Annotated in this window: 12 protein-coding genes and 3 pseudogenes; 2 read left to right on the top strand and 13 right to left on the bottom strand. The window is 45.9% G+C overall.

The genetic code is table 11. The features are described from left to right. Positions 1-53 precede the first annotated feature (53 nt). Together PSTEL_RS07735 and PSTEL_RS07730 are read right to left on the bottom strand one after the other, a co-directional pair. On the bottom strand, positions 54-341 hold the full coding sequence (locus tag PSTEL_RS07735; protein WP_156995817.1) for a hypothetical protein: 288 nt from the start codon (positions 339-341) through the stop codon (positions 54-56). Positions 342-350: 9 nt separating this feature from the next. Further along, a complete protein-coding gene (locus PSTEL_RS07730; RefSeq protein ID WP_052098265.1) occupies positions 351-1,436 on the bottom strand; it encodes an HD-GYP domain-containing protein in 1,086 nt (361 codons plus the stop codon). Between the two features lie 701 nt (positions 1,437-2,137). Here PSTEL_RS07730 and PSTEL_RS27515 point away from each other — a divergent pair. Then, positions 2,138-2,287 carry a hypothetical protein gene (locus tag PSTEL_RS27515; RefSeq protein WP_156995816.1) on the top strand — a complete coding sequence of 50 codons (150 nt, stop codon included), beginning with the start codon at positions 2,138-2,140 and terminating at the stop codon, positions 2,285-2,287. Positions 2,288-2,373: 86 nt separating this feature from the next. Here PSTEL_RS27515 and PSTEL_RS28365 read toward each other — a convergent pair whose 3' ends face one another. From PSTEL_RS28365 to PSTEL_RS07710, 4 genes and pseudogenes are all read right to left on the bottom strand, one after another. Then, positions 2,374-2,811: a GMC oxidoreductase gene (locus PSTEL_RS28365; RefSeq protein WP_038694528.1), complete on the bottom strand. Its 438-nt coding sequence runs from the start codon at positions 2,809-2,811 to the stop codon at positions 2,374-2,376. A gap of 125 nt (positions 2,812-2,936) precedes the next feature. Next, positions 2,937-3,251, bottom strand: a complete 315-nt coding sequence (locus tag PSTEL_RS28360; RefSeq protein WP_245625102.1) for a hypothetical protein — start codon at positions 3,249-3,251, stop codon at positions 2,937-2,939. A gap of 100 nt (positions 3,252-3,351) precedes the next feature. Beyond that, positions 3,352-3,760: pseudogene (locus PSTEL_RS07715) on the bottom strand (type 1 glutamine amidotransferase family protein). Positions 3,761-3,993: 233 nt separating this feature from the next. Beyond that, positions 3,994-5,043, bottom strand: coding sequence for an NAD(P)-dependent alcohol dehydrogenase (locus tag PSTEL_RS07710; protein WP_038694525.1), 1,050 nt, complete (start codon positions 5,041-5,043; stop codon positions 3,994-3,996). A 119-nt stretch (positions 5,044-5,162) separates the two neighbouring features. Between PSTEL_RS07710 and PSTEL_RS07705 the strand changes: the two are divergent. Continuing rightward, positions 5,163-5,578 (top strand): annotated as a pseudogene (locus PSTEL_RS07705) (MerR family transcriptional regulator). Positions 5,579-5,670: 92 nt separating this feature from the next. On the opposite strand, the gene ltrA reads toward PSTEL_RS07705, so the two are convergent. From ltrA to PSTEL_RS07670, 7 genes and pseudogenes are all read right to left on the bottom strand, one after another. Beyond that, the gene (ltrA, locus tag PSTEL_RS07700; RefSeq protein ID WP_038694523.1) at positions 5,671-7,071 is read right to left on the bottom strand and encodes a group II intron reverse transcriptase/maturase; all 1,401 of its coding nucleotides are present in this window, start codon (positions 7,069-7,071) and stop codon (positions 5,671-5,673) included. 478 nt (positions 7,072-7,549) lie between these two features. Beyond that, entirely contained in the window at positions 7,550-8,641 is a 1,092-nt protein-coding gene (locus tag PSTEL_RS07695; RefSeq protein ID WP_052098264.1) for a serine hydrolase domain-containing protein, read from the bottom strand. Between the two features lie 120 nt (positions 8,642-8,761). Further along, positions 8,762-9,421, bottom strand: coding sequence for a YczE/YyaS/YitT family protein (locus PSTEL_RS07690; protein WP_038694522.1), 660 nt, complete (start codon positions 9,419-9,421; stop codon positions 8,762-8,764). A 150-nt stretch (positions 9,422-9,571) separates the two neighbouring features. Next, positions 9,572-9,946, bottom strand: a pseudogene (locus PSTEL_RS07685) (sigma-70 family RNA polymerase sigma factor); the annotation flags it as partial. A gap of 53 nt (positions 9,947-9,999) precedes the next feature. After that, positions 10,000-10,584 carry an ATPase gene (locus PSTEL_RS07680; RefSeq protein WP_038694521.1) on the bottom strand — a complete coding sequence of 195 codons (585 nt, stop codon included), beginning with the start codon at positions 10,582-10,584 and terminating at the stop codon, positions 10,000-10,002. A 326-nt stretch (positions 10,585-10,910) separates the two neighbouring features. Then, a complete protein-coding gene (locus tag PSTEL_RS07675; RefSeq protein WP_038694520.1) occupies positions 10,911-13,337 on the bottom strand; it encodes a TOTE conflict system archaeo-eukaryotic primase domain-containing protein in 2,427 nt (808 codons plus the stop codon). 51 nt (positions 13,338-13,388) lie between these two features. Next, entirely contained in the window at positions 13,389-14,894 is a 1,506-nt protein-coding gene (locus PSTEL_RS07670; protein ID WP_038694519.1) for a recombinase family protein, read from the bottom strand. Positions 14,895-15,006: the final 112 nt, after the last annotated feature.

Here is a 15,006-nt window from a genome sequence, read left to right as displayed (position 1 = left end):
AGGGCCGTCTCTCAGTCATCTGCAATGACTGAGAGACGGCCCACTTCCGCCAATCAATTCCGTTCAGCTTTCTTCAGGAGAACAAGCAGCTGCGTAAACGATTTGTCGCCAATCCACTTTAGCAATTGAATACGCTTCGCGCTGACACTTACGACATCCTCAATGGTGGAAAATCCGTTGCGGCGCAATGTATTCACAAGTTTGAGTGTCGCTCCTTCATCATAATCCGGGCCGGATATTTCCAACAGGAACGTAATATCCTTGCCTAAACACTCGGATGAAATGGAGAAGTTCGTCTTTAAAGGCTGGAAAACAGACACATCACTCATCATCATATTCATATTATCTCCTTATCCGATAACATATTTGATGTGGACAAGATCTGTTTTGCTTAGATCAATGAAATCATTTTGATCCAAAGCAATGAGAGGCTTAGTAGGATAGTTCACGTTCGTCAACAAGATCTTACCCTTACGTCCATCCGATAGAACGACCTCACAACCGATTTGAGTCGAGAGAAGCGAATCCAAAAACGTCATGCCAATGGTCAGATCGAAGCGATTATTCAAAATGCCTTCATGAATTTCGTTAATCACCTCGAAAAAAGTAAATGCGGGTCTATGCGGCCGCTCTGAAATCATGGCCATATAAACATCCGCCAAGGCAACAATTTTACTTAGTCGATCAATTTGATTCCCTTGTAATCCATTCGGGTATCCGCTGCCATCTTCTCTCTCATGATGCTGCAGGGCAACCAAAGCGATTCGGGGGTCAACATCCGAATTCTTCAGGAGCTCATAACCTAGAACGGTATGCTGCTTCATGATCTCGTATTCATGATAGTCAAATCTTGCCGGTTTATTGATCAGGGAAGAAGGAAGCTTGACCGAACCGATATCATACAGGCTTGCAGCGATCGTCAACAGGCCCAGTTCCTCTTCATCCAGCTTCAGCCATTTGCCAACTGATGTGGCTATGACGGCAACGCCGATGCTCTGCTTGTAACGAAAATCACCTTGTTCTCTAAGCTCGGTGAATACTTCGAATAGATTGTATCTCTTCGCAGTTTCATTAATAAAAGGAAGTATTTTCTCTTCGAGATCGGCAATAGGGACCACGCCATTATCCCTTACGAGATCATCAATTTCATGCAGATGCATCTCTGTCCGCTTAACCTTTTTGCGATTTTCGATAGAGGAGCGTCGTAGGGATAAGCCCACTGCAGGAAGGTTATTGTCCGAAGGAGCTTGCTGCCCATCGGGACCCTCAATGACTGCGGCTTCCACATTACCCAGATTGATTTTAAAATTGGCCAGCTTCTCAATATGGCTCTTACGCAAAATCGTATTCTTGGCAATTAATAATGTTCCGTTGCTGCCATAAATATTGCTCCCTAAACGTTTACCGATAAAGCTTTCGTATTCGTTAACCGACACTGTGGAGCCACCTCCTCATTCTTTCTCTGTTGACTAGCTTAGCTCGCTAACGATCTACCGGACTGCGATGGAACTAATAGCTTGACCAATTAAAATCTGAGGATTGATTTTCTGTTAAACGGTGCCGTTTCAGAGCAAGGACTTATCCCGAAGAGTGGATTCGGTCAAAATACTAGGTCTACGGTCATCGCATTATCGGTGATTTCCGGCAGGGTGAATCGCCACAAGTGAAGCATTGACGCCGATTATGGACTTGCTGCAAACATTGAGTATGTACCTTTATGTCTTATTATCACAGGAGCTCAGTATGGTGTGGCTTCCCAAGGGTTGTATACAACCCTAAAGAATATTACGGTAGCTACAAAAAAAAATTAATTATTTTCACGTGAAATGAATCCATAGTAACAATATATTGGAGTAGAACATCATAATTTATGAATATCGAACTATATAGTGTAGCCTGAAATTTTGGGCAATCTGTAGGATAAGTCCTGGGTCATTAGATCCTGAAGCTTTTGTGTGTCTCGTTGCCCTCTTAATCCGTTCAGAAGCGAGGCCGAATGCCAAGGATTTTTAACAGGTAGGCTTCTTATACTCATCCGAGTAGTGGTAAAATTGCTAAGAGTCTTACACTCAATGAAATGCGAATTGTCAGGACATGGTCCGGCTGACCTTACTTTGACAATCCGCAAGGAGTCATCATGAAAATTGGCGATACTGTTAACAAGGGAACTCTATACGGCAAACTGCTCGCCACCGTCGCCTTGTGTATTTCATTAACTATCGTGTTCAGCCAATATTTGCGTTGTTCCTTGCCGAGCAGCCTGAGCACAGCTTCAATGAAGAAGTAATCGCCATTATAAAACTCATGATACGGCCCTCATCCGTATTTTAAAATGACGCTTACACTGCACCGCCAGAAACACACGAATAATCCTTATCTGCATTCGCTTGCTATATAATCCGCCGTCCGAATCGCTAAAGCCACGGTGGACAGCGTCGGATTAACCGCACCCATACTGGGCAGCACGCTGTTATCCGTAATATATAATCCGGTTATTCCGTGTACGGAGCCTATCGGGTTTGTGACAGAGGTCCAGGGGTCCGTTCCCATCCGGCAAGTTCCCGATTCGTGATTATCCGCCCCGGGCAGGAACAAACAAACATCTGACCCTTCGGCGGATACCTCCAGCTTCAAGCCTATTAGCGAGGCTACATTTCGAAGGACTGCCGCAGATTCCTCTATGATCGCCCAATCCTCGGGACTGTAGCTGAATTGAACTTGCAGCTTGGGCAATCCGTATACGTCCCGCCGGTTCGGATCGAGAAATACTCGGTTCTCATACCGGGACTGCACCTTACCCAATGTGAGCATAACATTGTCATCCCACTTACATACCCAATATTTCCGGTAAATCCGTACTGCTGATTTGACCGATTCCCCTGACGATGGAGTGGTTGGTGAGGTAGTGTCCGATCGCTCTTCCGGGAATCCCCGAATTAAGCAGAAGGAATACGCGGACAAACCGCCCCCCAGAACAACGTACGGCCGCCGAGCGCATAGACCAGACGGGTCCCCGGAAATTGAGGAAGCGCGTCGCCCAATCGAATGCCGATCTGCGGGTTGTTGTATAGACTGCCAGCTGTTGTTCCCGTCGGAATGTTGAAAGCATTTGTGGGCAGCAGCAGGCTCCCCCGTTCGACAACACCGATCCGTTTCTCCGTCTTCTGCAACTGTTCGCACAATCTCCAGAGGGCAGCCCCTCCACCGGCACCGGTCCCAACCACGAGTACATCGTATTCTTTAGAAGCCATTTCGTCTAAGGATGCAACCGGTATCCAGGTATTCTCTCGGGTAGGAGGCGGCAGCGGGCAATAAGGAATATGACGCATCACACGACACCCCCTATCACTTTTAAAATTGCTTGGGAGTAAATCCAAATACAGGCGCTGCCCCATGCGCTAATGCCGCCCATTTGACCGCATTGGCAACAACGACCACAATCTGCTCATTATAATAGGTGGGATAAGACTCATGACCAGGCTGAAAATCGAAACAGCTTGGAGAAATGCCCGGAGTGCAGGACGATGAGCCCCATTCCTTCAAGCACCCTTTGGTACACACGCTCAACAATCTCATCCTTTGCCGTACGAATAAGAAAGCCATAAGGGGCCAAACCTTCGGCAAGTGCATGATGAATACCATGAGGATAGACGGCAGCGACCTCAGCCTTTGTCTTCTCGCTTACATATTCGTTCCAGATGGTTACACGGATCTTATCGGTTTCTCGATACTGATTCGAGCCAACGATCGCTTTAATCATCCTTCCAATCCCCTTAGAACGACATTCGTGAATTCACCTTCAAAGTCTAACTACATATGTATGTAGTGAACATGGATGGTATGACTCAGCAAAAATATAACGCACATTCTATCAAAGGGTGTGAAATGAAAAGAGACTTGCCATCTGACAAGTCTCTTGCTATCCCTTAACACTTCATCTTATAAAACTCGTGATACAGCTTCATGAGCGCTCTTTTCTCGATGAGCGACACCTTATTCATTCCCCATCGTGCTGATATCGATTACGAACCGGTAACGGACATCTGAAGCGAGTACGCGCTCCCAGGCTTCATCGATCCGGTCGGCAGAAATAACCTCGATCTCAGAAGCAATATTGTGTTCAGCGCAGAAATCAAGCATTTCCTGCGTTTCACGGATTCCACCAATCATCGATCCGGCGAACGAGCGGCGGTGACCAATCAGCGAGAATACGTTAACTGCCAATGGATCAGCGGGCGCACCTACATTGACTAATGTACCATCCAGCGCCAAGAGCGAAAGATAGGCATCGATATTAATCTGCGCGCTTACCGTATTTATGATCAGGTCGAACGAACCGGCAAGCTGCTTGAATGTCTCCGGATCGCTTGTCGCATAATAATGATCCGCACCTAATTGCAAACCGTCTTCCTTCTTCTTCAGCGACTGTGATAGAACAGTAACCTCAGCTCCCATGGCATGAGCAATCTTCACAGCCATATGTCCAAGTCCTCCAAGACCTACCACAGCTACTTTTTTGCCTGGAGCGGCTCCCCAATGGCGCAGCGGTGAATAAGTTGTGATTCCGGCACACAAAAGTGGTGCAGCGGCGTCAAGCGGAATAGCGTCAGGAATCCGGACCACGAAGTCTTCTGTTACAACGATGTGGGTGGAATACCCGCCTTGTGTATAGTGCCCGTACCGGTCAATCGCTCCATAGGTGGCCGTACTTCCACCCAGGCAATACTGTTCCTCTCCTTTTTGGCAATTACTGCATTCTCCACAGGAGTCAACCAGACATCCTACCCCTACCCGGTCACCAACGGAATACTTTGTCACTTCGGAACCGACCTGGCTAACAATTCCGGCGATCTCATGCCCTGGAACGAGTGGATATTTGACCGGCCCCCACTCCCCGCGGGCGGTATGAATGTCCGAGTGGCAGATCCCGGCGTATTTAATCTCAATAAGAACATCATGCGGCTGAAGATTCCGGCGCTCAATGGTGGTTAGCTTGAACGGACCTTCCTGACTGAATGTAGCGCGTGCATTAACTTTTATCATTGTATAACCTCTCTTCCAGTTCATATTTAATCTGTAACGCCGACTTTACAAAACATATGATATTACTTAAAGTTAACTCTAAGTCAAGAACAAAATACATTTGAGACTGGAGATACATGATGAAAACATACTCCATAAGTGAAGTTGCAGAACACTTTAATCTGACACCACATACTCTGCGTTACTATGACAAGGAAGGACTTATGCCTTTTATAGAAAGAACACCTAGCGGGAAACGCGTTTTCAAGGAATCGGATATAGACGCTTTAAAAATAATTGAATGCCTGAAGTCATCCGGGATGCCGATTAAGGAAATTAAACATTTCATTGAGTGGTGCTCTGAGGGAGATTCCACCTTGCAGCAAAGATATGACATGTTCCTGGAGCGGAAAGCTTCCGTAGAAGCACAGATGGAAGAGTTAAAAAAACGATGGAAGTCATCGAACATAAATGTCATTATTACAAAACCGCCTTGGATAGCGGTACGGAAGATATTCATAAAATCCATAAAATACAAATTCCATCCGCTCATTAGTAGTGGACTTTCAATAATCGGATAGGAGGCTACCCATTAATTGAGTAGCCGACCTTCCACACCACCGTACGTACCGTTCGGTATACGGCGGTTCAACCGTTTGAGTGCAATTGACGCAAGCGCTCGTACTGGGCAGGGAAGTCATAATACCCTGCCTGTACGAGCCTTTCGTTTGTTACAGAGCGATTCAATACTGCGCTTCTGGCTATTCGCCAGTAGCCCCGCCTTGTATTTCCCCATTGGTAAGCCTGCCACTCCGGTATCCCCAGCTTTCGCAGATTTTGTACCTTCGTTCTTGGCTTCTTCCATTGCTTCCAGATGTACATGCGCATCCGCCTTCGCAGCCATTCATTCCAGTTTTGCAGGATTCGCTTCATGTCGGCTACGTAGAAGTGACCCAACCAGCCGCGAATGTAGACTTTTACGTTCTCCATTACCTCTCTTGCACTCCTGCCTTGTCTTCGATTCGTGAGCTCTTTCAGTTTCCTCTTTGCTTTAGCGAGAGATTGCGGATGGGTGCGAATGTACACACCGTTCCCGTTCTTTCCCAGCGCATAGCCGAGGAATTTAAAGTGTTTCTGCGCCACGACGCTGACGACCTTACTCTTCTGCGGGTTCATTTGAAGTTTTAGCTTCTGCTCCAAGTACGTCCGGCTGGATTCCAGCAGTCGCATGGCTGCTCGTTTGCTCTTCGCCAGCACGACAATGTCGTCCGCATAGCGGATGACCCTCACGCCTCGGCTCTCCATCTCCTGATCGAATTCGTTCAGATAGACATTTGACAAAAGCGGAGACAGCGGCCCGCCTTGCGGCGATCCTTCCTCCGTTGCGCGTCGTACCCCGTTTTCCATGACTCCGCTTTTCAGGTACTTTTTGATCAGGTCGATGACGCGTTTATCCTCGATCTGTTTGCGCAGCAAGTTCAAAAGAAGCTCATGGTTCAACGTGTCAAAGTATTTCGACAGATCGATTTCAACCGCTTGTCCATAGCCCTGCTCGGCGTACGTTTTGACTTTCCGAATGGCCTGTTGCGCACTTCGACCCCGGCGGTAGCCATAGCTTCCATCCGAGAAAAGTGGCTCGAATAACGGTTGCAGTTGCTGGGAGATCGCTTGCTGGATTACCCGATCTACGACGGTCGGGATGCCGAGCTTTCTCACTCCGCTTCCATCTGGTTTGGGGATTTCCTTGCGCCGCACCGGGCTTGGTTTGTATTTCCCTTCCCGGATGCTTTGCAGCAGTTCATCTCTGTTTTCCCGCAGCCACGGAAGCGCCGCCTCTACGGTCATCCCATCGATCCCGGGCGCTCCGTGATTACTTTTGACCTGTTTGTACGCCCGGTTCAGATTATCTCTGTCCAGGATGCGTTCCATCAGATCGTTTGCACCGTCTCTTTCTTTACCTTCCCGAGCTCCGGCACTCCGCACTCCCGCATACTCTTCGTGTTCCACACTATCCCTTTGAGGGCAGCCCTTTCGGTATTCTGCTTTCATCGCACCGGTTCTCCTTCCAGTCTGTACTCGAGACTTACGATTGTTCAGCCCTTCCGCTTGCCGCTGACGCAACAGGCGTACTATGGCGTCTGCTGACCTCTCACAACAAGCTTTACTCCGTGTTTCGGATTTTTTTTTTTCTCCTACTCCCCGTCTGTGAGATCTCCCCGGGTAAGAGCGATAACTTTCCCCTCATCTATCTGCCACATTTACATCATGGGATTCGGGCAGTATTGGACTTTGCTTTGTGTGGCAAGCTCGTCCGTCCCATCATGCCTTATATGTGATTTCTGTTCGTCAGACCGAGGGTTTGCCTCCAGCTTCCTTCAGATTCCGCCTCGCGGCGGACACCCTTGCCTTCAGCTAACAGTTCCTACTGCCAAGCCCGTAGCGGACTTTCACCGCCGAGTTATCGCCCATGCCGGGCGCACCACAGTAAAGGCGAGGCAGATTGATCTGCCCCGCCTTTCACCAAGACCTATTCCTTCGTATCAAGCAGGCGTACCAGCACATCTCTCATATGCCCAAAGTTGATTCCCTCTGCATTGCTGAGCAGAATGACTGCAGTCCCATCAGACATATCTCTCCAAATCTCAGAAGAGAAACCATTGATTCCCCCATCATGGGTGTACACCATTCCATTTGGATCAGAGATTACCCATCCCAATGCGTATTCAGACAGATTCGGTTTACGCATCAACTCCCAGGATGTCTTGCTGATGACGGTTCCATTTTCAAGCCCTTGAAGCCATTTATAAAGATCTTGTACGGTGGAATATATCCCGCCAGCTGAATAAGCGACGGTTATATCTATAGGACGGGCTGTCTCAAACTTGTCGGGGGTAAGAAGTGAATATCCCTCAGCGACATCGGTATGGATAAGGTTTTTGGTTAAGTAACCTGATCTTATCATGCCCAGAGGTTTAAAAATATGCTCATTCAAATAGTCACCATACGACTGTCCGCTCACTTGTTCAATCACGGCTCCGAGCAGCACATACCCGGAATTACTGTAGGAATATCGGCTTCCCGGCTCAAATTCCAGTGGCTTGTCTTTGAATTTGGCGATTAGCTCGTCAACGCTCACACGGATGTTCATGGCATTCAGGAAATCCGGAAAGGCGGTGTAATTGGGTATCCCGGACGTGTGGGTTAACAAGTGGTACAGTGTGACCTTATCATTAGGATAGTCCTTAATGTATTTATGTACGGGGTCGTTGATGCTCAGCTTACCGGCCTCTTGAAGCTGTAAAATAGCTGCAGCGGTAAACGCTTTGGTAAGTGAACCGATTTGATGGATAGTGTCCGGTCCGTTAGGCAGGTTATGACTATAGTCCGCCATGTTGTATCCCTTGGCAGTGATAACCTTGTTATCTTTGACAAGAAGCACAGATCCCGAGTAGTTCTTGGACATATACTGATCAAGTTTTTCTTCAAAAGTATCCTTATGGACGGTTTCACTCTCCTTCGGCAGTGGCGTATCCTCAACAATGTTGGCACTATTGCCTGAGCAGGATGCCAGTACAAAAACTAGACTGAAGATAACAACGAATCTCAAATAATTAGACAAACGAACACCTCCGTTAACAAACAACGATTCCCTGCTGTTAACAAGCTATGCGTGCATAAAATACAGTACGTCCATTTGGAAATTACGTTCCACTTTCGAAATACAAAAAGCGCCATTTAATCATAGGTTTTCCAAGTTGCTTTGATTTGGAGGCCTTTTTGCCAGAAGCTTCTCCGTAAAATTCACATCAAAAAAATGAATGATAGGCCCCAGACCAAATGCGGACACCAGAGTTCCTAAACCAATAATGCCTCCTGCCAGGAAGCAAATCAAAGCACAAAGAGCATCTGTAAACATCCGGTGCCAAAAATAAGATACTTTAGGGAAGTTGTCTCTCATAATCAGGGAAAGGCTGTCATAGGGAGCCACTCCCACATCCGATGTCTGATAGAGGGATACCCCAAAACTGCATACGACCACGCCAATCGCCACGATGACAACCCGCTGCCATATCAGTTGTGGTTCGCCGAACAGAGATAGCCAAGTACTATGAAAGAAAGTAGCGATATAACCCAATAAAATAGCGTTTACAAAAGTCCCGGCTCCAATAAACTTTCGTCCCGTTATGAATTCGATTACAAACAATGCCAGGTTCAGCAGAATCAGAAAATTTGCATAGGTCATACCGATTCTCTCTGCAAGTGCCATTACCATACCGCTGAAGGGATCATTCCCCATGCCCGACAGCTTAAAAATACTGATTCCCATACCCAGAAATACATTGCCGATAACCATAATAAACAATCGTCGTTTTTCGATGCTATGAATATATCCCTTCATTTTATACATCCTATTTTCATATTTAGATTGTACCTTGCAACAGCGACGTCATTATATCACATTTCAAATTGCTAGACGGTTATCTTTATTACGGAAAAAAGCAACTCATCCGCAGACAAGTCGCTTTCTAAATGCTCTATTGTTTTGAGTTCACCGCTTCGTCTTATAAAACTCATGATACAGCTTCATGAGCGCCCTTTTCTCAATCCGGGACACGTAGCTCCGCGAAATCCCCAGCTCCTTGGCAATCTCCCGCTGCGTCCGCTCCTCCCCGCCGGTGTCCAGGCCGAAGCGGCCGACCACCACCTCTTTTTCCCGGTCGTCCAGGATGTCGAGATTGCGGTAGATCTTGCTCTTCTCGATCTTGAGATCCACTTCCTTGATGACATCGTCCGTATCCGAGCCAAGGATATCAATCAGCGTAATCTCGTTGCCTTCTTTATCCGTCCCGATCGGATCGTGGAGCGACACATCCTTGCGGGTCTTCTTAAGCGAACGAAGATGCATGAGGATCTCGGTTCTAATGTCATTAGTGATCATAAAAGTTTTACACTCATCTATACGGCCATGAACTAAATCTAATCCAGGAGCTTCTCAATTATCCTTACCCACTCAGGCAGCTCAGCAGCTCGATAAATAACACGTTTTTGGTCGGCTTCCATGACGATCTTGCCATCGGATTCACTATTATCGATCAGAACTAAATAATCGATGAGATCAAGATGAGCAAGTAAATTCTCTATGGAGGTATGGTGTCGCCTTATGATATCTTCGGATGGAATATGATGTCCGCCGTTTTTCACCCGGGCGGCAACCCTTTCCATATTCAATCGATAATCGCCTAGTCCAACATAGAACATTACCACCTCGAAGCTATTTTCCTTCGCTTCACGCATTTGACGAATGACGTTGCCGCCAGCCAGCGTCGTCTCAATTGAAAAATCCCGTTTGTTTCGAATACAATCTCGTACAATCTTAATCGCTTCTTTCCCAGCACTCACTTTATGTCGCTCGGGTTGTTCAGCATCAATGGCGCGTGCAAGTGCATCAGCATCAATATTTATACTAACACCAATGCGATCCACAATGAGATTTCGAATTGTGCTTTTGCCACTGCCGTTGTTTCCAGCAAACACAAACATCGTAGCAATAGGACTATTCATTGGAGAGCTCCGAAACCTCGATACGTTCTATATCCCCATTGCTGTACTCTCTAACCATATGACCATCACTTGTCTTATACACAATGTATGTGCCATTCGCTTTTGCATCTAATTTCGCTCGATCGCCTGTAAGTTTAATGTATTTATTTATGTCCTGCATCCGGTTCACATGAATCACCGCCTGATTACAATTGTATTATTCAGGAAATAGCCCCAAATATCTATGCCTAAAATTATAACATAAGGACCTTTACGCAAACAGCTAAGCTCATGATCGAATAATAACCCCACTACGGGAGCAATCGCTTCAGTACATATAGAGCATTTTATAAGTTCATTCCGTGATATCCCATTGCTGCATAGCCCTTAACACGTTTCTTGTACATAGCCATAAGCATCGGCACCTGTAAGTCTACATAATCATAAATCTGCACATCTTGTTTATTGTGATGGGTACGATGGAGACGTCCAGCATATTGCTGAAGCGTCCCTCTCCAAGAGATGGGATGGACCAGGAATAACGTATCAAGCCGCGCATCGTCAAAGCCCTCTCCGATCAGCTTTCCGGTTGCAATAAATACCCTTTCTTCGGAATCGGATATGGAACCAATTTGTTCCCTTAGAGCTTCCCTTTGCTTTTTCCCCATACCACCTCGAAGAACAACCACATTCTTGGCAAAATGCTTCAGGCGATTTTCAAAGTACTCCACATGAGCGGTACGTTCCGTCAAAAGGATTGGTGAACGCCCTTGATCCAACGCCTTAAGTAAATCATCGAAAATCATGTTGTTTCGTTCTTCATCTTCGACCAATAGTTTATAGATCTCTTGAATACCAGGTGAAGGTAAATCCTGCGGTGTACGGAAACTGGTATAACGCGGAATCACTTTTTGTTCCAACCCCCGAGCTTGAGCCTGCGACTTCGCGTCTATAGACACGCGAATCGGACCGCATTGCATGAGAACGATCGGTTGATGTCCATCCTTCCTGGATGGGGTTGCAGTTAGACCCAGAACATATTTGGCCTTAGCTTTTTTCAACACCTGCTCAAAGCTAAAAGCCGAAACATGGTGACATTCATCTACAATGATTTGGCCGTATTCCTCAATATATTCCTTAATGGCGCCTTTATAGTTCAAGCTTGGTATAATCGCGATATCAACGATTCCAGTTCGTTTGTCCTTGCCTCCGCCGATGATGCCAATATTCTTCTTGTCTATATTCAAAAAAGCATCAAGTCGTTCTCTCCACTGATCCATGAGCTCTCTTCTGTGAACAAGTACCAATGTGTTTATTTTTCTGGAGGCGATAATAGAAGCTGCAACGACGGTCTTGCCAAACGCGGTTGTGGCCGATAAGATTCCCGTTTCATTAGCAAGCATAGATCTTGCAGTACCATCCTGAAGCATGGAAAGTGTTCCACTGAAGCTAACATCAATCGGACAACCAGGATTACGTTCGTCCGATACAAACAGTTCAACCTGGTGCATTTTCATTAAATCCAGCATCTTCCCATGACAACCTCTAGGAATTGCAAGATACTTGTCATAATCCTCATAACAGCCGATGACACGAGGCTTGCCATAAGTCGGCAATCTCATGGCTTGCGTCTTATAGAAATCCGGATTTTGAAACATGGCCAAAGCTTGCAGCTTCTGTATGAATACTGAAGGAAGCCCATTTTTTTCGATATAGATCATGTTGGAAAGAACGACGTGAACCTGGTCAGGGAGTTGTCCTATTTCTGATGATTGTATGTTCGTCCCACGATCTAACCAAGGTCGCTCACCATTCTCGTCATCCGATTCGTTCCATACGTTTACGCCCAGCGGGGATTCCCCTTTCGTCAACTCAAAGACTAGCCTTTGAGCTTGACCCAAGGAAATTTTTTCGAGCCCCGATAGAAAGCTCCATTGATCTTCATACGGCTGAAAACGTTCATCGACAAAGACACTGTTCCCATCCATCCGAGGACCGCCCTGCAGAGGCAAAGCAATCAAATTTCCAAACCCGCCTTTAGGCAGCGTGTCTTGGTTTGGAAATAATCGATCGTAGGAGTCTAAAGAGAGCTGATAATGGCGCTCCCTTGTTTTGGTTAATATCGCGCTTCCCAATTTTCTGGCGAGACTCGCCTCTATCGGCTGATCAAAGAACAACCAGACATGTCCCCCGTTTCCCGAACGCGAGCGTTCAAGAGCTGAAGGAATATGATGTGCCTTACAAGTTTCCATTACAACAGCGGCATCTTGTTTCCAATTGCGTTTGTCAAAGTCTATAGCAAGAAACCAGCAGGTTTCATCTTTTAGCATGGGATAAACACCTATTGTACGGTTTATCTTTGCATTCAGATGGCGGGCATAGATATCATCCGATAACATTTCGAAAGCTTGATAAGAACAATCCGAACATTTAATCCGAGGCTTATTACAAACAGGTGAGCGATCATTCTTACAAACAGGCGAATATCCCGATTTTCCAGTTTTGCTTGTCCATCTTACTGGATATACGTCCTCCCTCCCTCGAAAAAGAGAACGAAATAGAGCTATCTTGTCCTCTGGACTCGATTGGAGGTGGACCTGGCCTACGGGAGGCTGTTCCTGATCAGTAGTGATTTCATTAGTGGGAGTACTCTCTTTGAAATCATCAAGCTCCGAATATTTAGACAACTGAAGTCTTAATTGTTGGTTTTCTAATCGTAACGATTCAATTTCTTTAAAAGCCTGAGCAAGCCGTTGTTCCAAATTACTATCCATACATCCTCCCAGGCACACTTGGTTTGTCCCCGAATCAAGATTAGTCCAATATTAAAACGTAAAAATCTCAACCGAATCCTCATACACCCGTATTTCCCTTACAACCTGCCGGATTAAATCCCGCTTCTCTTCAAACGATAGTTCGTCTTGCCCTTTTGACAGATAATACTGAACGGCTTCCATTAGGACGTTAATGTTAAACTCATTGTTCTGTGTAGAATTCACCATATCCGATAACTCGGCTAGTTGGTTATTCAGAGCTTCCTCTTTCTGAGTTAACTCCTTCAATTCCTGCCGGATTTCCTCTTCCCCAATACCGTCTTCACTGGCTGCAAATAACTTGATTAATTTTTTTCGGGCGTTTTTTGTTTTTTCGATTTCCTTTTCAAGCCTAGCTATTTCTCCAGCTTCAAAAGGCTCTTTTGTTTTCTCCTGCTGCAACGCCGCGGCAATTTCGTCAGGATTATTTAACCAACCAGCGACTTGCTCCCATACTTGATCTTCGATCATCTGGGCTTTAATTCTTCTACCACAGCCTTTTTGTTTTGCACCGGCTGTATTTTTAATATCTGTATATTCAGGGACCTTTTTGCCCCAATTATTTGATAATCGCCCAGTCATTGTATTGCCGCAGTCTCCGCATCTAAGCAAGCCACTTAATAAATATGGATGCTTACTCTTCTGTGCCCATCTTCGACGTGATTCGGAAAGCAGTCTCTGGGCGTGTTCAAACTGGGCCTCTTCAATAATGGGGGGGCAAGGTATCAGGATCCAATCACTCTTTGGCCTCTCCCTCATTGGAACCTTTTCCTCATCTTTTCTATGCTTGTTGCCAAGCATTCCTTCGGTATTCCAACGATTCTGATAAAACTCGCCAATATAGGCTCGATTCATTATGATTTGTCTAACGACTTGACGATGCCATACTGGAGCTCCTCGTTTGGTAGGTACACCTTTGCTAGTTAAATATAGTGCGATACCATTTAAACCTTGAACCAATGTATTGGGCTGTGTAAATAAATCAAAAATTAATCTTACGATTGCAGCTTCGTCTTCATTGACAAGGAATTGCTCCGACTCTTTGTCATAACTATATCCGTAGACTTGAAAATCTCTCAACACTTTACCTTGTCGCGCTTTTTCTCGTCTGCCGCGGCTCATTCGTTCGTTAATTTTGGATTTTTCAAATTCGGCTATCGCCCCACGCATAGAATAGAACAGGTTTCCTTCCGGGGTTTTGGAATACTCTCCATTAACGAATACCAGTTCTATTCCTCTTCTATCGAATTCATCCGTTATGATTAATTGGTTCATTAATTTCCGCGATAAACGGTCGGGATCCAGACATATGATTTTGCTTATGATCCCTTCTCTAACATCTTCCCGTAATTTGGTTAAGGCTGGTCTATCTAAAAACTCTCCAGATATCCCATCGTCCACATATTCTTTAACTTTATTCGTCTCCGCTTTCATCCGACACTGACGAATCTGATCGTTCAGGCTGAATCCATGTTTTGCTTGTTCTTCTGTGCTCACCCTGGCGTAAATAGCGATCATGTTTCTCCCTCCTGAACTTCTCTAGGAGATAATCATAACAGGCCATGCGTATTTTGTCATTAGAGTCGCCCGCAATCAGTTTCACATGCACCCGGCATCGCCTCCTAATGGA

Source organism: Paenibacillus stellifer (assembly GCF_000758685.1).
Lineage (GTDB): Bacteria > Bacillota > Bacilli > Paenibacillales > Paenibacillaceae > Paenibacillus_AQ > Paenibacillus_AQ stellifer.
Note: the sequence above shows the minus strand (reverse complement) of the source record. Positions and strands in the feature narration are given on the sequence as shown.

Bases quoted from the DNA above. Each gene is read 5' to 3' on its own strand.
- PSTEL_RS07670 (WP_038694519.1), bottom strand. From the start codon at position 14,894: ATGATCGCTATTTACGCCAGGGTGAGCACAGAAGAACAAGCAAAACAT.
- PSTEL_RS27515 (WP_156995816.1), top strand. From the start codon at position 2,138: ATGAAAATTGGCGATACTGTTAACAAGGGAACTCTATACGGCAAACTG.
- PSTEL_RS28360 (WP_245625102.1), bottom strand. From the start codon at position 3,251: ATGGCTTCTAAAGAATACGATGTACTCGTGGTTGGGACCGGTGCCGGT.
- ltrA (WP_038694523.1), bottom strand. From the start codon at position 7,071: ATGAAAGCAGAATACCGAAAGGGCTGCCCTCAAAGGGATAGTGTGGAA.
- PSTEL_RS07690 (WP_038694522.1), bottom strand. From the start codon at position 9,421: ATGAAGGGATATATTCATAGCATCGAAAAACGACGATTGTTTATTATG.
- PSTEL_RS07735 (WP_156995817.1), bottom strand. From the start codon at position 341: ATGAATATGATGATGAGTGATGTGTCTGTTTTCCAGCCTTTAAAGACG.
- PSTEL_RS07710 (WP_038694525.1), bottom strand. From the start codon at position 5,043: ATGATAAAAGTTAATGCACGCGCTACATTCAGTCAGGAAGGTCCGTTC.
- PSTEL_RS28365 (WP_038694528.1), bottom strand. From the start codon at position 2,811: ATGCTCACATTGGGTAAGGTGCAGTCCCGGTATGAGAACCGAGTATTT.
- PSTEL_RS07680 (WP_038694521.1), bottom strand. From the start codon at position 10,584: ATGAATAGTCCTATTGCTACGATGTTTGTGTTTGCTGGAAACAACGGC.
- PSTEL_RS07675 (WP_038694520.1), bottom strand. From the start codon at position 13,337: ATGGATAGTAATTTGGAACAACGGCTTGCTCAGGCTTTTAAAGAAATT.